Source organism: Paracoccus sulfuroxidans, from assembly GCF_007830335.1.
GTDB lineage: Bacteria > Pseudomonadota > Alphaproteobacteria > Rhodobacterales > Rhodobacteraceae > Paracoccus > Paracoccus sulfuroxidans.
This window is the reverse complement of the sequence record NZ_VLKU01000017.1, coordinates 1-22436: the sequence shown is the minus strand read 5'-3', so window position 1 is coordinate 22436 and position 22436 is coordinate 1. Positions and strand designations below refer to the sequence as shown.

Sequence of the window (22436 nt, the reverse complement as noted above, 5' to 3'; positions counted from 1 at the left end):
GGCCAAGACTTCGCAAAGATCAGCGCAACCTGACCGATTTTGCCGCATATGAGAAGCACCCGGCCTCAATGACGTTACGCATTCGGCAGGAAGGGGTACGATCGGGCGGCGGAGCGCCGCGCGCGACCACGCCTACTGGTAACTTCGCACCAATGCGGCGGCGATCAGTCCCCAGCCGTCTATGACCACAAAGAATGCCAGCTTGAAGGGCAAGGCGACGACGGCGGGCGGTACCATCATCATGCCCATGGACATCAGAACCGCTGACACTACCAGATCGATGATGAGGAAGGGCAGGGAAATCAGAAAGCCGATTTCGAAGGCACGCTGCACTTCGCTGAGCATGAAGGCGGGGATCAGCACGGAAAGCCGTCCCTCGGCGCTGTCGGGGTCGGGGGCGACCTCTGCCAATGATGCCAGCGTTTCAGGGCTGGTGCGGTTCTCCATGAAGCCGCGAAACGGCTCGATCCCCCGTTCGAAGGCCTGTTCGACGGTGATCGTGCCATCGCGCAGGGGGGCGCCTGCAGTCTCCCATGCCTCGTTCAGGACGGGGCTCATGACGAACCAGGTCAGGAACATGGCGAGACTGACAATCAACATATTCGGGGGCGATTGCTGCAGCCCCATCGACTGACGCAGGATCGACAGCACCGTCACGATGAAGGGAAAACAGGTCACCATGATCGCAATTCCTGGTGCCAGGGAAAGGATCGTCATGACAGCCAGCAGGATGATCGTATGTCTGCCGACGCCATTCGCCAGGCCGTCAAGGCCATCCATCTCTTGCCCGAAGGCGATGGCGGGCAGCAGCATAAGTCCGACGGCGAGGCCCAAACGGATCATTTGTTGGCCACCGCGCCAAGGATACGGACGCAGAGCCGGTCACCATCGTCTTGATCGGTGGTCAGTTCGCCCCGGGCGATGACCTTTTCGCCCACGCAGATCTCGACGCCGTCCGAGATCTGTTGATCCAGCGTCAAGACATCATCCGGCTTCAACTGCGACAGCTCCGCAATCGTCAGTCGGGTGCTGCCCAGACGTATGGTGATTTCGACCACGATCTGGTCGGTGGCGATCAGGCTGGCGAGGTCTTCCATCGTCATTCCTCTGTCAATTCGGAGATAAGGGCGTGCAGCGATTGGGTGATCGCGTCGAGGGCAAGCACGGTTCTTGCGCTGTCGAAGATCAGCTCTGCCGATCCTGCCATGTCGGGATCGCCTTCGAGCTGAACGCGATCAACGCCAGAGGCCGCAACAGCTTGCTCAATCAGCGGCAGCAGGTTCAGATCACAGCGCACGAGCGGCCGCCGAAGGGGCGCATTGTCGACCATGCGGCGTAACTCATCTGCGATGGCATGGCACAGGCGGTCATTCCGCGAAGCATTGCCCAGCACATCCACGATGGCCGTCAAGACGATCCCCAGATCGCGCAGCATTTGCTGGCGAAGCTGGGCTGCCTGCGTCTCGTTGAACTCAAGCGTTGCGTTCAGCGCACGCAGTTGCCCAGCAAGATCTTCGATGCCGACCTGTCGGCCCTGCGCATAGCCGTCATCGAAGGCGAGCTTGCGCTCGTCTTCGAGCAATCCGGGCTCCGCCTCCATTGCTCTGGGTTGCGTAAAAGATTCGAGCCTCAGGACTGCGGCGCTCATAGCGCGTCCTCACGCTTCTCGATCCAGCCGGACAGCAGTTTGAGGCTTTCCTCGCGCCGCTCTTTCATCATTTCCTTCAGCCGTGCGACGGGATCTGATGCCGGGGCCGACATGGGTTCAAAATCGAACTCGGGAACTGCCATCGAAAGCGGAGGCAGATCATTGCTTTCAGCCGGGGACGGCTCGACCGGCGAGGGCAAGGCCACAGAATTATCTAGGATCGCTGCCGAAGCCGCAGCATTCCGGGCGCGAAGGACTGGGCGCAGGAACAGCAGCGCCAGGATCAGAACGAACAGTCCGAACATTGCCAGTTTGACCAGGCTGTTCAGTTCCAACCGATCAAGAAGGCCGCCCTTGCTGGCCTCGCTCCCAGCATCCGAGAGGTCTGCGAAAAGAAGCGATTTCACCGTGATGACATCGCCACGCGCCTCGTCGAAGCCGACCGCCGAGGCGACGAGTTCACGTATCGCTTGCAAGTCCTCCTCAGAGCGCGGAACCAGCGTGGGCGCGCCGTTCGCATCGGTCTGGACCACGCCATTGACCAATACGGCGACGGTCTGGCGGCGAACCTCACCCGGACGGCGGGTGACCTCCCGGGTGACCTTGCTGACTTCGAAATTCGAACGCTGGCGGGTTTCGGATCGGGATGACTTGCTTTGCTCGCCACTATCCATCTGTCCTTCAGGCAAGTTCGATGCGGCCGTGACACCCGCCTGCTGTGCGTTCGAGCTTTGATCGGCAGTTTCCTCGCTTTCCTGCGAAATCAGGGCGCGCTGCTGAGGATCGAACCGCTGTTCGGTCAGGAATTCGGATTCAGTGACGATATCAAGGTTCAACTCGACAATCGCATTCCCCATGCCCACATGCGGCTCAAGGATGCGCTCGACGTTGCGCTTCATCTCGGCCTCGCGGTCTTCGCTGCCCAGCTCCTCGCCCGTGCCGACCACGCCGCGTTCGCTGTCGATCACCGTCACCCGGTCAGAGGACATGCCCGGCACACCTGAAGACACAAGGAACTTCAAGGCCTTCGCCTGAGCGCGCGACAGGGGTGTCCCGTTTGTCGTCAAGGTGACCGACGCCGAGGCCTGCGCCTCCCGGCGGTACCCTCGTCCACCGGGTACGGCCAGATGGACCCGCGCTGCCTTGACGTTCGGAATTGCCAGAATGGTCCGGGCAAGCTCACCCTCTTTGGCCCGCCAGTAAGCGGCGTCAAACATCTGCGAAGTGGTGCCAAAACCGGACATGCCGTCCAGGATTTCGTATCCTGCGCCGGTCGCAGAGGGCAGTCCATCGCCGGCAAGCGTCATGCGCAAGGCGTCTCGCCGCGCCTCTTCCACCCAGATGGAATCGCCGCGAATCTGGTAGCGAACGCCCGTCTTTTCTATCGCCTCAAGCACGCTGCCGGATTGCGCTGAATCCAGCCCCGAATAAAGCAGCGCCATCGTCGGGCGGTTCGCCATCCAGGCGAAGGCCAGTATCCCCAGAAAGGAAAGAGAAAAGACGACAGCAAGCACTGTCTTCTGCTGCGCACTTCTTGCACGCCAATAGTCTTGCAGTTTCAGCAAAACATTCCCCCGCGAATCGCATTCGAAAACCGTTCATCCGAATGTGCATGAGTGGAATTAAGATTCGGTTAGTTTCGCAGTGCTATCTGTCGTCATGCCGGAAGGAGAATCATGATGACAGACATTGCCGAGCCAGATGGAGACGCGACGGGAGGTTCGCGACGACGGGGCGCCCTTATTGCGGTGCTTTTGATCGCGGTTTTTGCATCCGCTGGATTGGCGTCGACTTTTTTTGGGTATTGGTCACCCGGTGAGGTTCTCTCCCGTCGCGCCAGTGCGCCACTTGCCGAAGATACAGTCGTTTTTGTTGATATTCCAACGATTGTTCTTTTGGTCCCGGGATATCAGGGGCGCAATCTGGTTCTTTCAGCGAAGGTCGAAACCTCTTCGAAATATCAAGCTGATGTTGAATATATGATTCCCAGATTTTTGGACACGTTTAATGGCTTCCTAGCGGATATTGATGCCACGGCCTACGGGAAACGCGGAATTCTGGATGTTATCCGCGCCGAACTTATGACGCGTGCAAGCTACGTTGTTGGATCGGAAAAACTGAAAGATGTTCTGATAACGGAGTTTCGAATTCAATGAATATGACATTGATGATGCAAATTCCGGTTCTCGTATTTCTTCTTGCAACCTTGATTTACTGTGGTGTTCTGGCGCGCAGAGTGAAAAGCTTGAATGATCTTGAAACTGGGCTGGGCGGAGCCATCGCCGTGATGACCAGCGAGATTGATCGGCTTGACCGGGCTCTTGCTGCCGCCAAAGCCGATGCGCTGAAAGCCACCGAGACGCTCTCCAAAGAAATTGAGCGGGCGAAAGAAGAACGCGCATTCTGGATCCTGCAGCAGAAGTTTTCGCAAAACGGCGGCTCTGCGCCGGTCAGTCGGCTTCGTCGGCGTAAGCGGAAGGAGGCTCTGGAAGATGCGTAGGTACCTTCAGCAGGTGCAGGGTTGCGTGGCCGTCGTGGTTGCTGCGGGCAGCGCGGCAGCATTTCTTGGCACATCGGACAAGCTGCAGGCCCTTGCTGCACCGGCGGAGCTGTTGGCTGGCTGTCAGGACATCCCCGAGACGGTCGCATTGGCGCAAACGCTCAATGATCGAACCCTGCGACTTGAGACATATAAGCAGGAACTCGACCGTCGAAAAAACGAACTATCAGCGGCGCAGGCAGAGCTGACGCGGAAGCTGGAAGAGTTACGAAAACTCAAGCAACAAACCAGTGACCATCGTATCGCAAATGATCAACGACGGGACGATGATATTTCCGGCCTGATCGCGATTTACGATCAAATGAAACCCGATCAGGCCGCAACGATTTTGGCGAATCTTCCGCCCGATTTTGCAGCGCAGATACTCGTGCGCGTACAACCCGAGACGGGCGCCAGAATCATGGGCGCTTTTCCGCCAGATCAGGCCGCAATCATGACCCCCTACATGGGACTTGGTCGTTCCGCTAGAAATTAGGAGGTCGGAATGTTTGGACTAATTGGTATCGCCCTGACATTCGCGATGGTTTTCGGGGGATATATTCTTGCCGGCGGAAAGCTTGGCGTTATCCTCCATTCATTGCCCTATGAAATGATGATGATCGGGGGTGCTGCGGTCGGGTCATTCCTCCTGTCCAACGAGACATCGGTTCTGAAACACACGGCGGCTGGCTTGGGACGTGCATTGAAAGGGCCGAAATGGAACGAGCAGGATCATCAGGATGTTCTCTCATTGCTGTTCCAGCTGCTTCGCATGGCCCGGGCTGCCCCGGTCGAGATTGAAGAGCATATCGAGAACCCCGAAAGCTCCTCGATTTTCAGCAGCTACCCAAAGATTGCTGCCGACCACAATGCCGTCACACTGATTGCAGATACGCTTCGCTCGGCAAGTCTGAACTACGACGACCCTTATCAGGTTGAAGAGATGCTGGCCCGGCGCATTGCCCTGATGAATGAAGAGGCCATGCACCCTCCGCATGCGCTTCAGAATATGGCGGATGCCCTGCCTGCGCTTGGCATCGTCGCGGCAGTTCTGGGCGTGATCAAGACCATGAGCGCCATCGATCAGCCTCCGGAGATTCTGGGCGGCATGATCGGCGGCGCGCTGGTCGGCACGTTTCTGGGGGTGTTTTTGGCCTATGGTCTGGTCGCGCCTTTTGCGCAACGACTGTCGGCTGTCACCAAACAGGATCAATCCTTCTACGATGTCATCAAATCGGTTTTGGTCGCCGGATTGCATCAGCATGCGACCAACCTTTGCATCGAGGTTGGTCGCCAAGCGTCACCTGAGCATGTCCGACCGTCCTTCGTCAGCGTCGAAACGGCGCTGCGAGAGATCAAAAGGGCCGCGTGATGAGGCTCATTCTTGTGCATCTGCTGATCCTGGCATCCGCGCAGCAAGCTGCCGCGACCCCGCGCGATGACCTTCTTCATGAGGCGACAGCCTGGCTGCTGAATGGTGACGCGCTGCCACCTGATATCGCCGACCGGTTGATGCAGCTTGAGCCGGGCGAGCGTGTCGAGGTGCTGGTGTTTCTTCGCCGCTCGGGCTTGCTGACGACACCCGTCTGGTCGGCCGAGCGCATGCTTGCCCCTGCGGTCAAAGCCGAACGGGGGGAATGATGGGGCTCACTTTGCCGAAAACGTCGATCTCGCCCTTGGCCGTGACCGGGGGGCTGGTGCTGATCGTGATGTCGATGGTCCTGCCGATGCCAGCCTCGGTGCTTGACGTCGGTATTGCGCTGTCGATTGCCTCCGCCATCCTCATTCTTGTCATGGCCTCACTGGTCGAGAGGCCATCCGAATTCCAGGCCTTCCCGGTCCTGCTGCTGGTATCGCTGCTGATTCGGTTGTCTCTGAACGTGTCCTCGACCCGGCTTATTCTGACGGACGGACATAACGGCACGCATGCCGCCGGGCAGGTCATCCAGGGCTTTTCCGATTTCGTGGCGGGCGGATCATTGCTGATCGGCCTGACAGTTTTCGGCGTGATCTCAGTCGTTAACTTCATGGTTATCACCAAAGGCTCTGGCCGGATGGCCGAGGTGTCGGCGCGGTTCGCGCTGGATTCGCTTCCGGGCAAGCAGCTTGCGATCGATGGCGACCTGAGTTCAGGCGCAATCGACCATGAGGAGGCGAAGCGCCGCCGCGTGCAGGAACAGCGTGAGATCAGCTTCTATGGCTCGCTGGACGGCGCGTCCAAATTCGTCAAGGGCGATGCCATCGCGGGCCTTGTCATCATGCTGATCAACCTTTTCGTTGGCTTGGCGGCGGGAGTTCTGGTCCACGGCCTGCCGATTGGAGAGGCCGTCGCGACCTATTCAAAGCTGACCATAGGGGACGGGCTGGTCACGCAGGTGCCTGCGCTGATCACCTCGATGGCTGCCGCGCTTCTGTTGTCGCGGGGCGGTACGACCCAGAACACCGCAGCCCTCCTGTCGTCGCAACTGGTCGTCGACTGGCATGTACCAGCGGTGGTGGCCGCCGGTCTGGCGCTGATTGGTCTGATCCCCGGCATGCCGCATCTGCTGTTCTTCTCGCTGGCGATAGGTATGGCCTTTCTGGCCTATCGGAATTTCCGCCGCCAGAAGGCCAAGGCCGAAACACCGGAGGTCGCAACAGAGTTGCCAATCGCCGCGCCAACATCCTCAACTCTCGGCGATTTGCTGGATATGGATGAGATCTGCGTCGAAATCGGTGCCGATCTGATCGCCAGCGCTCTGGACGAGGCGAGGGGGCTTGGCCCGCGCATCACCAACCTGCGCCTGCATATCGCGCGGACCTATGGCCTGATTTTGCCGGACGTTCGCATCACCGACGTTTCGTCCTTGAGAGACGGGGAGTACGTGATCCGCCTGCAGGGCGTGACGCGCGGCAAGGGCGTGCTGCACGCGCACCGGGTTCTGGCGCTGGCCCCGGAAGACATTCTGCAGACCCTGCCCGGAGATCAGGTGCGCGAACCCGTCTACAACAGCCCCGCACGCTGGATCGAGCAAGACCGTCAGGATCAGGCGGCGCTAAGCGGCGCGACGGTCGTTGCGCCGATGGAGGTGCTCTCGACCCATCTGATGGAGGTGGTCAAGGCAAACCTTCCCGCGCTGCTGACGATGACCTCGATGCAACGGATGATTCGTGAGTTGTGCAACGTGACGGACGAACACCGAGCGCAACTGAACCAGCGCTTCTTTGATGGGATGGTGCCGGACAAGGTGTCGCCTGACATGCTGTTGTTCGTCTTGCGCGGCCTGCTGCAGGAACGGCTGTCGATCCGCAATCTGGTGCTGATCACCGACGCGACCTATGAGGCAAAGTCCTCGCCGACCCCGGAAGCTGCCTATGAGCAGGTTCGCAAGCGCCTGCGCGGCCAGATAACCGAGCAATATTCAACCAGCGATGGTCGATTGGATATCGTGCAACTACAACCTCAGTGGGAAGCTGAGATCGTCCGCGCCGAAGGCGAGGCGGGCCGGGGCAGTCCGGCACAGATCCCGCAGCTTCAGCTTCGACTCGCGGAGGCGCTCAAGACCACCTTGGCCGAGGTTCCCGACGAATGCGATCCGGTTCTGGCCGTTCCCGACCACAGGCGCAGACTTGTCCGGATGATGCTGGCGGCATCCGGCGTGGCAACTCCCGTGATCGGTTTGGATGAGATTGATCCGGATGCGCAAGTGCGCCTGTGCGGCACGGTGGCCTGATGACCGAGGGGCTGCAGGATCCGGCATTTCTGACCATGATGATGACGCTCTTTCTGGTCTATTGCCGGGTTCAGGCCTGCTTCATCTCGATGCCCGCCTTCTCTCAGAGGGTCTTGCCTGCGCGTGTGCGTGTGGCGCTGGCCATGGCCGTGACGCCGCTTCTGGCGCAGCAGGACGGGTTGCGCCAATTGCCTGCTGGCCTGGCGACGCTGGGCATGTTGGTTGCGGCCGAATTGGTGACGGGCCTGGTGCTGGGCGCGTTGGTGCGGCTGATGGCGGGTGCGCTGGATATCGCAGCCTCGACCATTGCGGCCAGCGCCTCGCTGTCGCAGCTGATCGGGGCGACAACCGAATATGCACCGCACCCGATCGGTAACCTGCTGCATCTGGCGGGGCTGGCGCTGTTGATGGCGATGGGCTTTCCGGTTCTGCTCTGTGAGCTTTTGCGCGACAGTTTCCAGCTTCGACCGCTGGGCGACTGGCCGCAGATAGCGGAGCTTCTGCCCAATGTCGTCGGCATCATGTCACGCGCCTTCCTGCTAGCGATGTTGCTGGCTGCCCCGTTCATTCTGGGCGGGTTCCTGTTCCAGCTGCTGACGGGGATGGTCAGCAAGGTCATGCCGTCGCTGCCAATCGTGTTCATTGCCGCACCGGCAGCCATTCTGCTGGCCCTTCTTGGGATCACGCTGCTGACCCCTTCCATTCTGTCGGTCTGGGCCGAAGCCCTGCTGACGCTGGTGGAGGACGGACCCGCATGAGCGAGGACGGCGAGAAGCAATTTGACCCGACCGAGCAGAAACTGCGCAAGGCACGCGAGGATGGCGATGTTCCCCGATCTGCGGAACTGAACAGCGCGCTGATGTATGTGGGTTTCTGGCTTGCCACGGCCTTCGCGGCGGGGTGGGCCGTACCACGATGGCTCAGGATGGCCGCGCGTGCCATCGGGGCAGAGCCTTGGCCGGACGCCGCCGGGCATTCGGTGATGGACCTGTCGACGGCGCTGGCGGGCTTTGCGGCCTTGGCCACGGTTGGCTTCATTCTGGCGATGGGGGTGCCTGTGCTGGCGGGGCTGATCGTGCAGCGGGCAATCACCTTTTCTCCCAAGAAACTCAATCTGGATTTCGGGCGGATCAATCCGCTCAAGAACGCCAAGCAGAAATTCGGGACTTCTGGGCTGGTCACCTATGGGATCTCGGTGGGCAAGGTCGCTTTGATGGTCGTTGGCGGCTGGTTTCTGTACCGGTTTCTGCTGAGCTGGCTGATGACGGCAGAAGCCATGGACGATCTGCAATGGGTCGACGGGCTGGGCGATATCCTGCGTCGCGCGACGATGCTGGCGACTGCGGTCGCCGCTGCGTTTGCGATCATCGATCTGCTGTGGAAGCGCATCGAACACCGGCGGCGGCTGCGGATGTCGCGCAAAGAGATGCAGGACGAGTTCAAGGAAAGCGAAGGGGATCCGCATCTGAAAGCGGCGCGCCGTCAGAAGGGTGTAGATCTGGTGCTGAACTCGATGCTGGCGGATGTCGAAAAGGCCGATGTAATCATCGTCAACCCGACCCATTACGCGGTCGCCCTGGAATGGAAGCGGGGCAGCGGGCGCGCGCCCGTCTGTCTGGCCAAGGGCATGGATGAAATCGCCGCGCGCATTCGCGAAAAAGCGCGCGAGAACGGCGTGCCGATCTGGTCCGATCCCCCTTGCGCGCGGGCGATCTACGCTTCGGTCGAACTGGGCGATGAGATCGAGACCGAGCAATTCGCCGCCGTCGCCGCTGCGATCCGCTTTGCCGAGGAGATGCGCAAGAAGGCACGCAACGGCTGGGGCAGCGCCGTCGCCACCAAGAAGGGCAAAAGATGAGCCGCACGACCGACCGGCTGGAGCAGCTGCAAAAACTGGCGAAACTGCGCTCGGATATGGAGATGCGCCGCTTCTCGGCCTTTCGTCACCATGTTGAGGCGATGCGGGCCAGGATCGACGGTCTGCAGCACGATCTGGCGGCGCTCTATCAGGTTGAAGATAAGTTTTCGGTTAGCCAGGCAAAGCTGGTGAATGCCATGGCGGGTGATATCGCCCGGCAGACCCTGCATGCCGAGACGGAACTCAGCCAGATGCTGCCGGGGTTCGAGGCCGCGCGCCAGGATGCGGTGCGGGAATTCGGCCGGGCCGATGTCCTGAAACGGCTGCGCGAAAACCTGACCACAGAGGAGAAACAGAAGGCGCAGAAGAAGCTGGCAAACCTATGAAGTGCTGAGGATCACGACGGTCGAACTGGGACCAGCAGATGAACCGGCACGCCTCCGTAGCTGTGGAAAGCGCCGCACCGCAGCCGCCCTAAACCATCAGGCGGCTGCCCGCTTCATCGAAAGCGCGCTTAAAGCCCAAGCGCCTGATAGCTGGCGGCGATGCGTCGGATCGCCACGACATAGGCCGCCGTGCGCAGGTCCGTCACCCGGTTGTCGCTGTAAAGCACGTCGGCCATGTTCTGGAACGCGCCGCGCATGGTGTCATCCAGACCGGAACGGACCAGCTCAAGCTCATCAGCACCGCGCAGATACTTTTCCTTGAACCCTTGCGTCAGGGTCCATCCCAGCCCGCGATCCGCCGAAAGCTGCTCCAACTCGCTGACAAGAAGCTGGTGCCGGGCCTCCTGCTGGCGCCGCTCCATCCGGCCGAAGCGGATATGGCTGAGGTTCTTGACCCATTCGAAGTAGCTGACCGTCACCCCACCGGCATTGGCATACATGTCGGGAATGATCAGCGTGCCGCGTTCGCGCAGGATCTGGTCGGCCTCGGCCGTCAGGGGGCCGTTGGCGGCCTCGATGATCATCCGGGCCTTGATGGCCTTGGCGTTTCCGGCGTGGATGACGGCCTCGACCGCGGCGGGGATCAGGATGTCGCAATCCAGTTCCAGCGCCGCCGCCACGTTCGGGTCAAACCGGCCGCCTGCAAAATCCGCGATCCCCCCGGTCTGTGCCAGATGGGCGCGCAGATCCTCGATGTTGAGCCCGTCTTCGTTCGAGATGGCCCCGTCACGCTCGATCACCGCGATGATCTTGGCGCCATCCTCTTGCGAGAGGAACTTGGCGGCGTGATAGCCCACATTGCCAAGGCCCTGAACGATGATGCGCTTGCCACCAAGCCCGCCTTCCAGCCCGGTCGGCTTGATCAGTTCGGGGTGACGGAAGGCCTCGTGCAGGGCGTATTGGATGCCGCGCCCGGTCGCCTCGACCCGGCCCGCGATGCCGCCCATCGACAGGGGCTTGCCGGTGACGCAGCCGCGCGCGTCGATGTCCTCGGGGTGCAGGCGCTTGTAGGCATCGGCCATCCAGGCCATTTCGCGCTCTCCGGTTCCCATGTCCGGGGCGGGCACGTTCTGGCTGGGGGAAATCAGGCTGCGGCGTGACAGCTCATAGGTGAAGCGGCGGGTGATGCGCTCCAGTTCATCCTCGTCATATTGGCGGGGATCGATGCGTAAGCCGCCTTTCGAGCCACCGAAAGGCACCTCGACCAGGGCGCATTTGTAGGTCATCAGCGCGGCCAGCGCCTCGACCTCGTCCTGATTGACGTTCGAGGCATAGCGGATGCCGCCCTTGACCGGCTCGGCATGTTCGGAATGGACCGAGCGGTAGCCGACGAAGGTGTGGATCGCGCCGCGCAGGCGGACGCCGAAGCGCACGGTATAGGTTGAATTGCAGACCCTGATCTTTTCCTCCAGCCCCTCGGGCAGGTTCAGCAGCGAGGCTGCATGGGAAAACATCTGGTCGACCGAATCACGAAATGAACGATGTTGCGGAACCGGGTTCTTGGGCGAAGACATGCGGCCTCCCTGACTGCGTCAGCCTTTGGATCAAGGTTTCCTAGGGCCAGAGTCGGCGGATTGGTGCCGAATTCTCCGGCTTTCCGATGGTCCTGAAACGCTAGCACGCGACCAAGGTCTTGCCTATCTGGTATCCGCGATACGGCTCAGTGCAATAATGCATCATTTGTGTGGCGTTGGTTTCCGCAGTCCCGGATCATGCGTTCGGCCCCTTTTGTTGAATTGGCATGAACCGTATAGTTTGAACTTGGGCTGCATTTAATTCGTTTAGTCTGGATTGTACCGACAAGTCGTTATGTTGAGGTCAGGAGGTTCGTTGTGATGCAGAAATCGTTGCCGGTGACGCGCGGTCGGAAGTTCATGCAGGTTCTTGAAGGCGCTCGGACGGTTTTTCTGAGAGACGGATTCGAAGGCGCCAGCGTGGACGACATCGCGCGCGAGGCGGGGGTCTCGAAGGCGACGCTTTACAGCTATTTCCCTGACAAGCGGATCATGTTCATCGAGGTGTTCCGCAACGAACTGGCGCGCGAGGCGGCCGATGCCAGCGCGCTCATCGACGTCGACCTGCCGGTCGAGCAGGTGTTGCCCTTCATCGTGCAGATCATTTCGGCGCATCTGGTCTCGGGTCTTGGCATGCGCATGTACCGCGTCAGCGTGGCCGAGGCCGAGCGCTTCCCGGTGCTGGCGCAGGAATATTACGAGGCCGGGCCCGTGCTTTTGCGCACGCAGGTCGTCCAGTATCTGGAGCGCTGCGTCGAGAAGGGCGAGCTGGACATCCCCGACCTTGAACTGGCCGCCGACCAGCTGATCGAGCTGTCCAGCACGACGGTTCATGACCGTTCGCTGTTTCTGGGGCCGGAGTCGGTCGACAAGGATCTGATGCGCCGCATCAACCGTGGCGCGGTGCGCATGTTCATGTCCTGCTATGGGCAGGCCTCGACGATGAGCCGCTCTGCCGTCGGGTGAAACTTGCGTGATTGCGCCGTGTCCAAATAACGTCGCGCGATATCAAACCATTAGCCTGTGGCGGCGCTGCCGCTGCGCGACGGATTGATCTTTCGCGCCCTTCTCAAGGCATCTGCCGTCTTTTATGATGAGGCGGATTTCAATTCTGCGCCGGGATGCCTGACTGATGAAACGACCTTTGATTGCGCTTCTTGCTCTTGTGCCGCTGGCTGCTTGCGTTGCCCCGCAGGCGCAGCAATATCCTGTCGAACCCGTTCCGGCCGTTCAGCCGGTCGTGGCCGCGCCCGTCAGCCCGGTTGCAGGCTTCGGTGGCCTGCAATCGCGCGAGCCTGACGCCTGCCACGCGAAAGACTATACCTCGGCCCTGGGTCAGCCCGGCACCGTCATTCCGGGTCTGGGCGTGACGCGCCAGTATCGCGTGGTCGAGTATCGCGGCATCGAGCCGCAGGAATACGACCCGCTGCGCATCGTCTTCCGCCTTGATGCGGCAGGCAACATCTACAACATCGACTGCGGTTGAGGGGGCCAGCCCGTATGAAACTGCGACTTCTTGCCCTTCTGCCGGCGCTGATGCTGGCCGCCTGTGTCGAGACCTCGACCCCTGCGGTCGAGCCGCCGCAGGACGCCTGCAACGCCACCCGCTTTCAGGGGCTGGTCGGCCAGCCCGAGGGTGTGCTGAAGGAAATGATGCTGCCTGCGGGCGCGCGCGTGATCCGTCCGAATGACGCGATCACCGATGATTTCCGGGTTGATCGGCTGAATGTCGAACTGGGCAACACCGGCCGTATCGAGAAGGTCAGCTGCTACTGATCGCCATGATCGCGAAACGGGCGGCTTCGGCCGCCCTTTTTCGTTGCCACCGCGCCCGGCCGGTGCCACCATTTGGTCATGAATGCACCCACGCCCCTTGTTCCCTCTGGTGATCGCGTGACCTTCAACAGGGCAGAGCTTGGCGTGATCCTGTCCGTTTATGGCCGCATGGTCGCCGCCGGGGAATGGCGCGACTATGGCATGTCCTTTCTGCGCGATGTCGCGATCTTTTCGGTGTTCCGCCGCGCGACCGAACACCCGCTTTACCGGATTGAAAAGCGCCCGAAGATGCGGGCGGCGCAGGGGGCCTATTCCGTCGTCGCCATGGATGGGCGCATCCTGAAGCGCGGCCATGATCTGGCAACCGTCCTGCGGGTGCTCGAGCGCAAGCTGATCCGCCCCGTCGAATAACCCGCCCTCGGCAATTCGCTGCCGATCAGGGCGCGCCATTTTGCCTGAACTCTGGCGCGATTTCGGCGGTCTCGACTATGCTTGACGCATGATGATGCGTTCGTTTTCCAGTTCATTGTTTTGTGTGTTAATTGCATCCGGCCCTGCCATTTCGCAGGACAGCAAGGATTGCAGCGATGTGGCCGCGCCCGGCCAGCGGTTGGCCTGCTATGACGCCGCCGAAAATCCCAGCGGTGCCAGCACCTGGCGCATCCAGCGCGAGGCGACGGCGGTCGACAAGCATGAGACGGTCCATATGGCGCTTCTGTCGAAGAACGCGATCTCGACCCCGTTCACGACGATGGGCGATGCCTCGACCCATGCGGTTCTGGCGCTGCGCTGCATGGGCGGGACGACGGCGTTCTATGTCACGCTGGCCGACAATCTGATGAGCGACATCCGCGAATTCGGCCATGTACCCTACCGGATCGATGAGGGCGAGCCTGCGGAATATGTGATGACCGCCTCCTCGGACGACAGGTCGCTGGGTTTCTGGGACAGCGCCAGCGCCATCGCCGCGATCAAGCCGCTGCTCGAGGCGCAGACGCTGCGCATCCGCGCGACACCCTTCGCGGGCCGCCCGCATGAGCTGGAGTTCACCGTTGCGGGCCTTGATGAGGCGATCAAGCCGCTTCGCGCCTCTTGCGGCTGGTAGGCGGCGCGTCAGCCGCCCGTCACCCAATGGATGAAGGCGGGCACGGTCAGGATGCTGGCCGCCGTTGAAAACAGGATCGCGGTCGAGACGCGATGCGGCGCGACCTCGAATTGCCGCGCCAGAATATAGACATTCCCGGCCACCGGCAGCGCCGCGGCTGAAATCATCACGGCTGCGGCGAAGGGCTCGACCCCAAAGACCGCCAGCGCGGCGATGCCCACGGCGATGGGGTGCAGCACCAGCTTGGCAAAGCTGATCCACAGCGCTGTGCCGACACGGGTCGCGGCGCGCCCGACGAGGCTCGCCCCGATCGCGAACAGCGCCCCCGGTGTCGCGGCGGATCCCAGCATGGCCAGGAACTCCTCCAGCGGCGCGGGCATCGGCAGATGCAGCGCCGACCATGCCAGCCCCAGCAGCATCGACACGATCATCGGGTTCGCGACGATCCCGCGCAGGATCGGCGCAAGTGCCGCAACCGAGACGCGGCCCTGACGGCTGATCTGGACGATGACCGTGATCAGCGTGGTGAAGACCACCAGATCGATGGTCAGCATCATCAGGACTGGCCCGACCGAGGCCGGACCCAGCAGCACGACCAGCATCGGCACGCCCAGAAAGCCGGTGTTCCCGGTCATCGAGCAATGCGCCTCCATCCCCGCCTCGGCCAGTGGCAGGCCGCGATAGCTCGCGACCGCCATCGCCAGCCCCCAGACCGCCAGCGAGCCCAGAAGGTAGGCCAGAATGAAGTTCAGCCGGAACAGCGTCTCGACCTCAAGCGAGGCGGCGAAGCGGAACAGCATGGCAGGCAGGGCGAAGTAATAGACGAATTTCGTCAGCCAGCCGGTCGCTTCCTGGGTGAAGAACCCGGTCCGTCCGGCAAACCAGCCGCAGCCGATCAGGCCAAAGAAGGGCAGGGTCTTCAGAAAGATCTCAAGCATCTTCCGCGCCGCGCTCGACCAGATATTCGGCGGAACCGTCGTCCAGCGGCCGCGTCTCGATCAGCAGATGGCCGGATTCGCGGCAGAAATGCGGCACGTCGATGATGGCGGCCGGATCGGTCGCGACCAGCACCACGCGCGCGCCGGGCGGCAGGTCCAGCAGGATCTTGCGCAGGCGCAGCACCGGCAGGGGGCACAAAAGGCCCCGCGCGTCGATCCGGGTGGTCATGCGGCGGGCCGGTCCAGCGCCCCCAGACACCAGTCCTGCATCGACGCCGCCGAGACCGGCTGCGCCAGATCGCCCGCGAAGGCATGGAAATCGGCCAGCATCTCGGGCGGGACGTACAGCAGCACCGGAATTTCATCGTCCAGCGCGCGGGCGATCACCTCGCGGAAGCCACCGCCCCGGCTTTCCTGCTTGCCGAATTTGTTCAGGATCACCAGATCCGCGCCGCCATCCAGCACGGCGACGATGCGCCCCGCCGCCTGCATCAGCGCATCCGTATCCAGCCTGCACCCCTGCGAGCATGAGCCCAGCGATTGCGAGATGCGGATCTCGGGGCCGTCGTCGCCCAGAATGCGCAGGTCCATGTCGCAGTCGCGGTCGGGGCCGTGGTCGATGTTGAACTGCACCGCACCAGCCAGCCGGACGCCACGCTCGGCCAAAAGCCGCGCGGCCTCGGCCAGAATACGGTCGGCTGCGCCCGGCGCGTCATTGTCGATGGTCACGAAACCCAGCATGTCACGGCCTTTCTGAATGCATGCGCAAGACTAACCGGCATGGGCGGGCGTGTCACGGCTGCTCATCACCCTTGGCCAGCGGGCCATAGATGATCAGCGCCGGATGTTTGCTGGGCCCTTCGGCCTGCAAAAGCGCGGCAAGGGCGGTCACGGTCGAGCGCACGAGGCGTTGATGCGGATGGCCGACCGCTTCGGCCAACAAGGCGGGCGTATCGGGCGCAAGCCCGTTCTTCACCAGCAGTTCCACCATCGCCGGGAAGGTTCGCTGCCCCATGAAGACGACCGTGGTCGCGAAAGGATCGGCCAGCGCCGCCCAGTTCTGGTCCTGCGGCAGACCGCCGGTCACATCCGCCCCGGTCAGGAACTGCACCCGGCGCGAGGTCAGCCGCCGGGTCAGCGGCAGTCCGGCAACCGCCGCCGCCGCATTGGCCGAGGGCACGCCCGGCACGATCTCATAGGGAAGGCCCGCATCGCGGACGGCCTGCAGCTCTTCCTCAAGCCGGCCGAAAATCCCGGCATCGCCCGATTTCAGCCGCACGACGCGCCGCCCGGCCTGCCCATGTTCGACCAGCAGCGCGTTCACCGTTTCCTGCTTGGCCGAGGGCCGCCCGGCGCGCTTGCCGACGCTGATCAGCGTGGCGCCCTCGCGCGCCTGCCCCAGCACCGGGCCCGAGGCCAGATCGTCATAAAGCACGACATCCGCCGCCTGCAGCCGCTTGACGGCGCGCAGCGTCAGAAGCTCGGGATCGCCCGGACCCGAGGACACGAAACTGATGAAGCCATTCGAATTCTTCATAGCAGCCGGTTGCGCTAAATCTTGACGCAATGCAAGAGGCTGCGCGCTTGCCGGGCTGCCCCGCATTTGCGATAGAGAGCGCGACCGAACCGAGGGAAGTTCAACATGTTTCGCGCGCGCCACCTTCTTGGGATCGAGCCGCTGGCTCCGGCCGAAATCACCGCCATCCTTGATCTGGCCGAAACCTACGTCGATCTGAACCGGCGCACCGTCAAGCATTCGAACGCGCTTGAGGGCATGACTCAGATCAACATGTTCTTCGAGAACTCGACCCGCACCCAGTCCAGCTTCGAGCTGGCCGGGAAGCGCCTTGGCGCCGATGTGATGAACATGTCGATGCAGACCAGCAGCGTGAAGAAGGGCGAAACGCTGATCGACACCGCGCTGACGCTGAACGCCATGCATCCCGACCTGCTGGTCGTGCGCCATCCGCAATCGGGCGCGGTTGACCTGCTGGCGCAGAAAGTGAATTGCGCGGTCCTGAACGCGGGCGACGGTCGGCATGAGCATCCGACGCAAGCGCTGCTGGACGCGCTGACCATTCGCCGCACCAAGGGCCGCCTGCACCGGCTGACCGTCGCGATTTGCGGCGACATTGCCCATAGCCGCGTCGCACGCTCGAACCTGATCCTGCTCGTCAAGATGGAGAATCGCGTGCGGCTGGTCGGCCCCGCGACGCTGATGCCCTCGGGCGTGGGTGAGCTTGGCTGTGAGGTCTATGAGGACATGCGCGAAGGCCTGAAGGGCGCGGATGTCGTCATGATGCTGCGCCTTCAGAAAGAACGCATGGACGGCGGCTTCATCCCCTCCGAGCGGGAATATTACCACCGCTGGGGTCTGGATGCCGAAAAGCTGGCGCTGGCCCATCCCGATGCCATCGTCATGCACCCCGGCCCGATGAACCGCGGGGTCGAGATCGACGGCACCATCGCCGATGACATCAACCGCAGCGTGATTCAGGACCAGGTCGAGATGGGCGTGGCCGTGCGCATGGCCTGCATGGATCTTCTGGCGCGGAACCTGCGCGCGCAGCGGGGCGCCATGGCCTCGCAGGCCTTCGAGGTCTGATCGAGTGGCCGCATCCGTCCCCACCATGCCCCCCACCGATGAGTGGCGCGATTATCTTCTGCCCGACGAGAGCATCGTCTGGCAGGGCCGCCCCGGCACCATGCTGCGAATCCGGCCGCGCGACCTCTTTCAGATGCTGTTCGGCGCGGCCTTCACCGCCTTCGCGCTGTTCTGGATGATCGGCGCCTCGCAGGCCGGGGGCCATTTCTGGATGTTCGGGCTTTTGCACTTCGGCGCGGGTCTGGCCCTGACGCTGATGCCGCTGCTGGCCGGTCCGTTTATGCGCCGCCGCAGCTTCTATACGCTGACGACGCAGCGCGCGCTGATCGCCAGCGACGTGCCGCTTTGGGGTCGCCGCCTTGACGCCTATCCGCTGAAGCAGATGGGCGAATTGCGGCTTGAGCCCGGCAAGCGCGGATCGGTCTGGTTCGCCGAGCGTCCCGGAAACTGGGCCCTGCGCACCGCGCCCGCCCAGATCGGATTTGAATTCATCGCCGATGCCGCTCAGGTGTTTTCCTGGATGGCGCAACTGCAAGGGAAACGTTCGTGATCCTTCATTTCCTGAACGCCCGCCTGATCGACCCCGAGGCGCAGACCGACGCCCTGGGCTGCCTGACCGTGACCGATGGCATCATCACCGCGCTGAACGCCGAGCCGCCCGAAGGGGCCAAGCTGATCGACGCGGGCGGCAAATGCCTGGCACCCGGCCTGATCGACTGGGGCGTCAAGATCGGTGAACCGGGTGAGCGTCACAAGGAAAGCTTCCGCTCCGCCGGTCTGGCGGCGGCTGCCGGGGGCGTGACCACGCTGATCGCGCGCCCTGACACGCTGCCCGCCATCGACGCCCCCGAATCGCTGGAATTCGCCACGCGCCGCGCCGCCGATGCGCCGGTCCACATCCGCCATATGGCCGCGCTGACCAAGGGCCGCGACGGGCGCGAGATGGTCGAGATGAGCTTTCTGCGCGACGGCGGCGCCGTGGCTTTCACCGATGGCGTCCGCGTCGTGCCCGACACGCGCCTGCTGTCGCGCTGCATGACCTATGCGCGCGGCCTTGACGCGCTGATCGTCGGCCACCCGCAGGAACCGGGTCTCTCGAAGGGGGCGGCGGCCACCAGCGGCAAGTTCGCCTCGCTCTACGGCCTGCCCGCCGTCTCGCCCATGGCCGAGGTCATGGGGCTGGAACGCGACCTCGCGCTGGTTGCCATGACCGGCTGCCGCTGGCACGCCGATCAGATCACCACCGCAGGCAGCCTGCCCGCCCTGCGCCGCGCCCGCGACAAGGGGCTGAACGTCACCGCCGGGATTTCGATCCATCACCTGACGCTGAACGAATTCGACGTGGGCGGCTATCGCACCTTCTTCCGCTTCACCCCGCCGCTGCGATCCGAGGATGACCGCATGGCGATGATCGATGCCGTGGCCGAGGGGTTGATCGACGTGATCGCCAGCTTCCACACGCCGCAGGATGAGGAATCGAAGCGCCTGCCCTTCGCCGAGGCCGCTCCGGGCGCCGTCGGCCTGCAGACGCTGCTGCCTGCGGCCATGCGGCTTTACCATCAGGGCGGGCTTAGCCTGCCGCAGCTCTGGCGGGCGATGTCGCTCAATCCTGCGCGCAGGCTGGGCCTGCCCGGCGGACGGCTCAGCCAGGGCAGCCCGGCCGATCTGGTCCTTTTCGACCCGGATGCGCCCTTCATTCTTGACCGTTTCACGCTGCTCTCGAAATCCAAAAACACGCCCTTCGACGGCGCGCGGATGGAGGGCAAGGTCCTCGGCACCTGGGTGGCGGGCAAAAAGGTGCACGGAGACAACGCATGAGCCTGATCCTCTGGACCGTGATCGGCTATCTTCTGGGCTCGATCCCCTTCGGCATCGTCATCACCCGCAGCCTGGGGCTGGGCGACCTGCGCCAAATCGGCTCGGGCAATATCGGCGCAACGAACGTGCTGCGGACCGGCAACAAGGGCGCGGCGCTTGCCACACTCCTGCTCGACACCGGCAAGGGCGCGATTGCGGTCCTGCTGGCCCGCTGGGCCGCCGGCGATGACGCAGCCATGCTCGCCGGTGCCGCAGCCTTCCTCGGCCATCTCTTCCCGGTCTGGCTGGGCTTCAAGGGCGGCAAAGGGGTCGCGACCTTCCTCGGAACCGTGCTGGCGCTCGATTGGCGCCTCGGCCTTGCGGCCTGCGGCATCTGGCTGGTCGCGGCGCTGATTGGACGGATTTCGTCCCTCTCGGCCCTCGTCGTCGCTGCCCTGACGCCCTTCCTCGGCTGGTGGCTCGACGGCGGGCGCATGGCACTGGTCACCGCCTTCATGGCCGCGCTCATCTTCATCCGCCACCGCGCGAATATCGAACGCATCATGTCGGGCACCGAACCCAAAATCGGCAAACGCTGACCCGCGCCTGCCGATTTCTCTGTTGCCCAAATACCCCGGGGTCCGGGGCAGAGCCCCGGCCTGACTAGCGCGTCGGAACCGGCGTTTCGCCCGAATAGTCATAGAAACCGCGCCCGGTCTTGCGACCCAGCCAGCCCGCCTCGACATATTTGACCAGCAACGGGCAGGGCCGGTACTTGGTATCCGCCAGCCCTTCATGCAGCACGTTCATAATCGCAAGGCAGGTGTCGAGACCGATGAAATCGGCCAGCTCCAGCGGCCCCATCGGATGGTTCGCCCCGAGCTTCATCGATTCGTCGATCGAGCGCACCGATCCCACGCCTTCATAAAGCGTATAGACCGCCTCGTTGATCATCGGCATCAGGATCCGGTTGACGATGAAGGCCGGGAAGTCTTCGGCGCTGGCCGAGGTCTTGCCGATCTTCTCGACCACCTCGACTAGGGTCTTGTAGGTTTCCTCATTCGTCGCGATGCCCCGGATCAGCTCGACCAGCTGCATGACGGGAACGGGATTCATGAAATGGAAGCCCATGAACTTCTCAGGCCGGTCGGTGCGGCTGGCAAGCCGGGTGATCGAGATCGACGAGGTGTTCGAGGTCAGGATCGTGCTGGGCTTCAGATGCGGCAGCAGATCCTCGAAAATCGCCTGTTTCACCGTTTCGCGCTCGGTCGCGGCTTCGATGATCAGGTCGGTCTGGCCCACGTCCGACAGTTGCTGCGTGGTCGAGATGCGGCGCATTGCGGCGGCACGCTCTTCTTCCGAGATCTTCTCGCGGCTGACCTGGCGTTCGAGGTTGCGATCAATCAGCGTGATGGCCTTGTCCAGCGCTTCGCGTGAAATGTCGGTCATGAGGACATCATAGCCGGCCAGCGCGAATACATGCGCGATGCCATTGCCCATCTGTCCTGCGCCGATGATGCCCACCGATTGAATCGCCATGGTTCTATCCTTTTGAAGGTCAACCCGGACGATAGGCGCAGGGCAGGGGCGGTTCAATGCAAAAACCGCCCGGCTTTGTTGGCCGGGCGGGGATTGGGTGTGGTGTCGGGATGGGAGGGGCTCTGCCCCTCGGCGCGGTGCGCCTCACCCCGGGGTATTGATCGCAACGAAGAAGCTCTCAGAGCTTTTCGGTCAGTTCCGGCACGGTGGTGAAGAGGTCACCCACGAGGCCGTAGTCGGCGATCTGGAAGATCGGGGCCTCTTCATCCTTGTTGATCGCGACGATGACTTTGGAGTCCTTCATCCCCGCGAGGTGCTGGATCGCGCCCGAGATGCCAATGGCGACATAAAGCTCGGGGGCGACGACCTTGCCAGTCTGCCCGACCTGCCAGTCGTTCGGGGCATAGCCCGAGTCGACCGCCGCGCGCGAGGCACCGACGGCGGCGCCGAGCTTGTCGGCCAGCGTCTCGATGATCGCGAAGTTCTCTTTCGAGGCCACGCCGCGGCCGCCCGAGACCACGCGCTTGGCCGAGGTCAGTTCCGGCCGGTCGCTTTGCGCCACCTCGTCCGAGACCCAGGCCGAGAGGCCGGGATCGGCCGCCGGGGCCGCGTCCGCGACCGAGGCCGAGCCGCCCTCGCCCGCCGCGTTGAAGCTGGCCGTGCGGATCGTCATGACCTTCTTCGCATCGCCCGATTTCACCGTCTGGATGGCGTTGCCGGCATAGACCGGGCGCTCGAACGTGTCGGCGTCGACGATCTTCGACACATCCGACAGGATCATCACATCCAGCAGGGCCGCCACGCGCGGCATGATGTTCTTGGCATCCGTGGTCGCAGGTGCAGCGATATGACTGTAGTCGCCCGCCAGCGACACGATCAGCGCCGCCGTCGGTTCGGCCAGCCGGTGGCCGTAAAGCGCGTTCTCCGCAACCAGCACCTTCGAGACCCCGGCGATCTT

At 62.8% G+C, this 22436-nt stretch carries 29 protein-coding genes; 18 read left to right on the top strand and 11 right to left on the bottom strand.

The features are described 5' to 3' along the window. Positions 1–132: 132 nt before the first annotated feature. From fliP to fliF, 4 genes are read right to left on the bottom strand one after another with little or no spacing between them, the layout of a single operon-like run. Positions 133–843, bottom strand: a complete 711-nt coding sequence (fliP, locus tag IQ24_RS19435) for a flagellar type III secretion system pore protein FliP (RefSeq protein WP_145400038.1) — start codon at positions 841–843, stop codon at positions 133–135. Further along, positions 840–1097, bottom strand: a complete 258-nt coding sequence (locus IQ24_RS19430; protein ID WP_145400037.1) for a FliM/FliN family flagellar motor switch protein — start codon at positions 1095–1097, stop codon at positions 840–842. The genes fliP and IQ24_RS19430 overlap by 4 nt, the downstream gene beginning before the upstream one ends. 2 nt (positions 1098–1099) lie before the next feature. Further along, the gene (locus IQ24_RS19425) at positions 1100–1648 is read right to left on the bottom strand and encodes a FliH/SctL family protein (protein ID WP_145400036.1); all 549 of its coding nucleotides are present in this window, start codon (positions 1646–1648) and stop codon (positions 1100–1102) included. Beyond that, positions 1645–3213: a flagellar basal-body MS-ring/collar protein FliF gene (gene fliF, locus IQ24_RS19420; RefSeq protein ID WP_145400035.1), complete on the bottom strand. Its 1569-nt coding sequence runs from the start codon at positions 3211–3213 to the stop codon at positions 1645–1647. Before fliF ends, IQ24_RS19425 begins: the two co-directional genes overlap by 4 nt. Before the next feature lie 114 nt (positions 3214–3327). On the opposite strand from fliF, the gene IQ24_RS19415 reads away from it, so the two are divergent. The 9 genes from IQ24_RS19415 to IQ24_RS19375 are packed head-to-tail and all read left to right on the top strand — an operon-like array spanning position 3328 to position 10144. Continuing rightward, the gene (locus IQ24_RS19415) at positions 3328–3804 is read left to right on the top strand and encodes a flagellar basal body-associated FliL family protein (RefSeq protein WP_145400034.1); all 477 of its coding nucleotides are present in this window, start codon (positions 3328–3330) and stop codon (positions 3802–3804) included. Beyond that, positions 3801–4148, top strand: a complete 348-nt coding sequence (locus IQ24_RS19410) for a hypothetical protein (protein WP_242008356.1) — start codon at positions 3801–3803, stop codon at positions 4146–4148. Before IQ24_RS19415 ends, IQ24_RS19410 begins: the two co-directional genes overlap by 4 nt. After that, a complete protein-coding gene (locus IQ24_RS19405; RefSeq protein ID WP_145400033.1) occupies positions 4141–4683 on the top strand; it encodes a MotE family protein in 543 nt (180 codons plus the stop codon). The genes IQ24_RS19410 and IQ24_RS19405 overlap by 8 nt, the downstream gene beginning before the upstream one ends. 9 nt (positions 4684–4692) lie before the next feature. Next, positions 4693–5559 (top strand): flagellar motor stator protein MotA, encoded by an 867-nt coding sequence (gene motA / locus IQ24_RS19400; RefSeq protein ID WP_145400032.1) that lies wholly within the window; start codon positions 4693–4695, stop codon positions 5557–5559. Further along, positions 5559–5828 (top strand): hypothetical protein, encoded by a 270-nt coding sequence (locus IQ24_RS19395; protein ID WP_145400031.1) that lies wholly within the window; start codon positions 5559–5561, stop codon positions 5826–5828. Before motA ends, IQ24_RS19395 begins: the two co-directional genes overlap by 1 nt. Beyond that, positions 5828–7900: a flagellar biosynthesis protein FlhA gene (locus IQ24_RS19390; protein ID WP_242008353.1), complete on the top strand. Its 2073-nt coding sequence runs from the start codon at positions 5828–5830 to the stop codon at positions 7898–7900. The genes IQ24_RS19395 and IQ24_RS19390 overlap by 1 nt, the downstream gene beginning before the upstream one ends. Next, the gene (locus IQ24_RS19385) at positions 7900–8658 is read left to right on the top strand and encodes a flagellar biosynthetic protein FliR (RefSeq protein WP_145400029.1); all 759 of its coding nucleotides are present in this window, start codon (positions 7900–7902) and stop codon (positions 8656–8658) included. The genes IQ24_RS19390 and IQ24_RS19385 overlap by 1 nt, the downstream gene beginning before the upstream one ends. Next, positions 8655–9758 carry a flagellar type III secretion system protein FlhB gene (gene flhB, locus IQ24_RS19380; protein WP_145400028.1) on the top strand — a complete coding sequence of 368 codons (1104 nt, stop codon included), beginning with the start codon at positions 8655–8657 and terminating at the stop codon, positions 9756–9758. Before IQ24_RS19385 ends, flhB begins: the two co-directional genes overlap by 4 nt. Further along, on the top strand, positions 9755–10144 hold the full coding sequence (locus IQ24_RS19375; protein WP_145400027.1) for a hypothetical protein: 390 nt from the start codon (positions 9755–9757) through the stop codon (positions 10142–10144). Before flhB ends, IQ24_RS19375 begins: the two co-directional genes overlap by 4 nt. A 128-nt stretch (positions 10145–10272) precedes the next feature. Here IQ24_RS19375 and IQ24_RS19370 read toward each other — a convergent pair whose 3' ends face one another. After that, positions 10273–11718 (bottom strand): Glu/Leu/Phe/Val family dehydrogenase, encoded by a 1446-nt coding sequence (locus tag IQ24_RS19370; RefSeq protein WP_145400026.1) that lies wholly within the window; start codon positions 11716–11718, stop codon positions 10273–10275. Positions 11719–12039: 321 nt separating this feature from the next. Here IQ24_RS19370 and IQ24_RS19365 point away from each other — a divergent pair, with 321 nt between their 5' ends. The 5 genes from IQ24_RS19365 (at position 12040) to IQ24_RS19345 (ending at position 14599) form a co-directional block, all read left to right on the top strand. After that, positions 12040–12684, top strand: coding sequence for a TetR/AcrR family transcriptional regulator (locus tag IQ24_RS19365; RefSeq protein WP_145400025.1), 645 nt, complete (start codon positions 12040–12042; stop codon positions 12682–12684). 166 nt (positions 12685–12850) lie between these two features. Continuing rightward, positions 12851–13204 carry a hypothetical protein gene (locus IQ24_RS19360; protein WP_145400024.1) on the top strand — a complete coding sequence of 118 codons (354 nt, stop codon included), beginning with the start codon at positions 12851–12853 and terminating at the stop codon, positions 13202–13204. Positions 13205–13218: 14 nt separating this feature from the next. Beyond that, positions 13219–13494: an I78 family peptidase inhibitor gene (locus tag IQ24_RS19355; RefSeq protein WP_145400023.1), complete on the top strand. Its 276-nt coding sequence runs from the start codon at positions 13219–13221 to the stop codon at positions 13492–13494. A 78-nt stretch (positions 13495–13572) separates the two neighbouring features. Next, positions 13573–13905 (top strand): DUF2794 domain-containing protein, encoded by a 333-nt coding sequence (locus tag IQ24_RS19350; protein ID WP_145400022.1) that lies wholly within the window; start codon positions 13573–13575, stop codon positions 13903–13905. 178 nt (positions 13906–14083) lie between these two features. Beyond that, positions 14084–14599 carry a type VI secretion system-associated protein TagO gene (locus IQ24_RS19345; protein ID WP_158637586.1) on the top strand — a complete coding sequence of 172 codons (516 nt, stop codon included), beginning with the start codon at positions 14084–14086 and terminating at the stop codon, positions 14597–14599. Between the two features lie 8 nt (positions 14600–14607). Here IQ24_RS19345 and IQ24_RS19340 read toward each other — a convergent pair whose 3' ends face one another. Genes IQ24_RS19340 through cobA form a run of 4 tightly spaced genes read right to left on the bottom strand, consistent with a single transcriptional unit; the run spans position 14608 to position 17074 of the window. Continuing rightward, entirely contained in the window at positions 14608–15537 is a 930-nt protein-coding gene (locus tag IQ24_RS19340) for an AEC family transporter (protein ID WP_145400020.1), read from the bottom strand. Next, the gene (locus IQ24_RS19335) at positions 15530–15766 is read right to left on the bottom strand and encodes a sulfurtransferase TusA family protein (RefSeq protein WP_145400019.1); all 237 of its coding nucleotides are present in this window, start codon (positions 15764–15766) and stop codon (positions 15530–15532) included. The genes IQ24_RS19340 and IQ24_RS19335 overlap by 8 nt, the downstream gene beginning before the upstream one ends. Beyond that, a complete protein-coding gene (locus tag IQ24_RS19330; RefSeq protein ID WP_145400018.1) occupies positions 15763–16278 on the bottom strand; it encodes a DUF2478 domain-containing protein in 516 nt (171 codons plus the stop codon). The genes IQ24_RS19335 and IQ24_RS19330 overlap by 4 nt, the downstream gene beginning before the upstream one ends. Positions 16279–16330: 52 nt before the next feature. Continuing rightward, a complete protein-coding gene (cobA, locus tag IQ24_RS19325) occupies positions 16331–17074 on the bottom strand; it encodes a uroporphyrinogen-III C-methyltransferase (protein ID WP_145400017.1) in 744 nt (247 codons plus the stop codon). A 105-nt stretch (positions 17075–17179) separates the two neighbouring features. Between cobA and IQ24_RS19320 the strand changes: the two genes are divergently transcribed. The 4 genes from IQ24_RS19320 to plsY are packed head-to-tail and all read left to right on the top strand — an operon-like array spanning position 17180 to position 20538. Beyond that, positions 17180–18142 carry an aspartate carbamoyltransferase catalytic subunit gene (locus tag IQ24_RS19320; RefSeq protein WP_145400016.1) on the top strand — a complete coding sequence of 321 codons (963 nt, stop codon included), beginning with the start codon at positions 17180–17182 and terminating at the stop codon, positions 18140–18142. A 4-nt stretch (positions 18143–18146) separates the two neighbouring features. Then, complete coding sequence (locus tag IQ24_RS19315) at positions 18147–18692, top strand: aspartate carbamoyltransferase catalytic subunit (protein WP_145400015.1); 546 nt, start codon at positions 18147–18149, stop codon at positions 18690–18692. Beyond that, on the top strand, positions 18689–19960 hold the full coding sequence (gene pyrC / locus IQ24_RS19310; RefSeq protein ID WP_145400014.1) for a dihydroorotase: 1272 nt from the start codon (positions 18689–18691) through the stop codon (positions 19958–19960). The genes IQ24_RS19315 and pyrC overlap by 4 nt, the downstream gene beginning before the upstream one ends. After that, on the top strand, positions 19957–20538 hold the full coding sequence (gene plsY, locus IQ24_RS19305; RefSeq protein WP_145400013.1) for a glycerol-3-phosphate 1-O-acyltransferase PlsY: 582 nt from the start codon (positions 19957–19959) through the stop codon (positions 20536–20538). Before pyrC ends, plsY begins: the two co-directional genes overlap by 4 nt. 64 nt (positions 20539–20602) lie before the next feature. Here plsY and IQ24_RS19300 read toward each other — a convergent pair whose 3' ends face one another. Both IQ24_RS19300 and IQ24_RS19295 read right to left on the bottom strand, forming a co-directional pair. Further along, positions 20603–21478, bottom strand: coding sequence for a 3-hydroxybutyryl-CoA dehydrogenase (locus tag IQ24_RS19300; RefSeq protein WP_145400012.1), 876 nt, complete (start codon positions 21476–21478; stop codon positions 20603–20605). Between the two features lie 178 nt (positions 21479–21656). Beyond that, on the bottom strand, positions 21657–22436 hold a 780-nt coding region (locus IQ24_RS19295; protein ID WP_145400011.1), incomplete at its 5' end, for an electron transfer flavoprotein subunit alpha/FixB family protein.

Coding starts and splice junctions, on each gene's coding strand:
- IQ24_RS19340 (WP_145400020.1), bottom strand. CDS start 15,537: ATGCTTGAGATCTTTCTGAAGACCCTGCCCTTCTTTGGCCTGATCGGC.
- flhB (WP_145400028.1), top strand. CDS start 8,655: ATGAGCGAGGACGGCGAGAAGCAATTTGACCCGACCGAGCAGAAACTG.
- IQ24_RS19375 (WP_145400027.1), top strand. CDS start 9,755: ATGAGCCGCACGACCGACCGGCTGGAGCAGCTGCAAAAACTGGCGAAA.
- IQ24_RS19335 (WP_145400019.1), bottom strand. CDS start 15,766: ATGACCACCCGGATCGACGCGCGGGGCCTTTTGTGCCCCCTGCCGGTG.
- IQ24_RS19395 (WP_145400031.1), top strand. CDS start 5,559: ATGAGGCTCATTCTTGTGCATCTGCTGATCCTGGCATCCGCGCAGCAA.
- plsY (WP_145400013.1), top strand. CDS start 19,957: ATGAGCCTGATCCTCTGGACCGTGATCGGCTATCTTCTGGGCTCGATC.
- IQ24_RS19355 (WP_145400023.1), top strand. CDS start 13,219: ATGAAACTGCGACTTCTTGCCCTTCTGCCGGCGCTGATGCTGGCCGCC.
- IQ24_RS19385 (WP_145400029.1), top strand. CDS start 7,900: ATGACCGAGGGGCTGCAGGATCCGGCATTTCTGACCATGATGATGACG.
- IQ24_RS19405 (WP_145400033.1), top strand. CDS start 4,141: ATGCGTAGGTACCTTCAGCAGGTGCAGGGTTGCGTGGCCGTCGTGGTT.
- cobA (WP_145400017.1), bottom strand. CDS start 17,074: ATGAAGAATTCGAATGGCTTCATCAGTTTCGTGTCCTCGGGTCCGGGC.
- IQ24_RS19430 (WP_145400037.1), bottom strand. CDS start 1,097: ATGGAAGACCTCGCCAGCCTGATCGCCACCGACCAGATCGTGGTCGAA.
- IQ24_RS19360 (WP_145400024.1), top strand. CDS start 12,851: ATGAAACGACCTTTGATTGCGCTTCTTGCTCTTGTGCCGCTGGCTGCT.
- IQ24_RS19415 (WP_145400034.1), top strand. CDS start 3,328: ATGACAGACATTGCCGAGCCAGATGGAGACGCGACGGGAGGTTCGCGA.
- motA (WP_145400032.1), top strand. CDS start 4,693: ATGTTTGGACTAATTGGTATCGCCCTGACATTCGCGATGGTTTTCGGG.
- IQ24_RS19425 (WP_145400036.1), bottom strand. CDS start 1,648: ATGAGCGCCGCAGTCCTGAGGCTCGAATCTTTTACGCAACCCAGAGCA.
- IQ24_RS19390 (WP_242008353.1), top strand. CDS start 5,828: ATGGGGCTCACTTTGCCGAAAACGTCGATCTCGCCCTTGGCCGTGACC.
- IQ24_RS19410 (WP_242008356.1), top strand. CDS start 3,801: ATGAATATGACATTGATGATGCAAATTCCGGTTCTCGTATTTCTTCTT.
- fliP (WP_145400038.1), bottom strand. CDS start 843: ATGATCCGTTTGGGCCTCGCCGTCGGACTTATGCTGCTGCCCGCCATC.
- IQ24_RS19365 (WP_145400025.1), top strand. CDS start 12,040: ATGCAGAAATCGTTGCCGGTGACGCGCGGTCGGAAGTTCATGCAGGTT.
- IQ24_RS19370 (WP_145400026.1), bottom strand. CDS start 11,718: ATGTCTTCGCCCAAGAACCCGGTTCCGCAACATCGTTCATTTCGTGAT.
- IQ24_RS19330 (WP_145400018.1), bottom strand. CDS start 16,278: ATGCTGGGTTTCGTGACCATCGACAATGACGCGCCGGGCGCAGCCGAC.
- IQ24_RS19300 (WP_145400012.1), bottom strand. CDS start 21,478: ATGGCGATTCAATCGGTGGGCATCATCGGCGCAGGACAGATGGGCAAT.
- IQ24_RS19320 (WP_145400016.1), top strand. CDS start 17,180: ATGTTTCGCGCGCGCCACCTTCTTGGGATCGAGCCGCTGGCTCCGGCC.
- IQ24_RS19350 (WP_145400022.1), top strand. CDS start 13,573: ATGAATGCACCCACGCCCCTTGTTCCCTCTGGTGATCGCGTGACCTTC.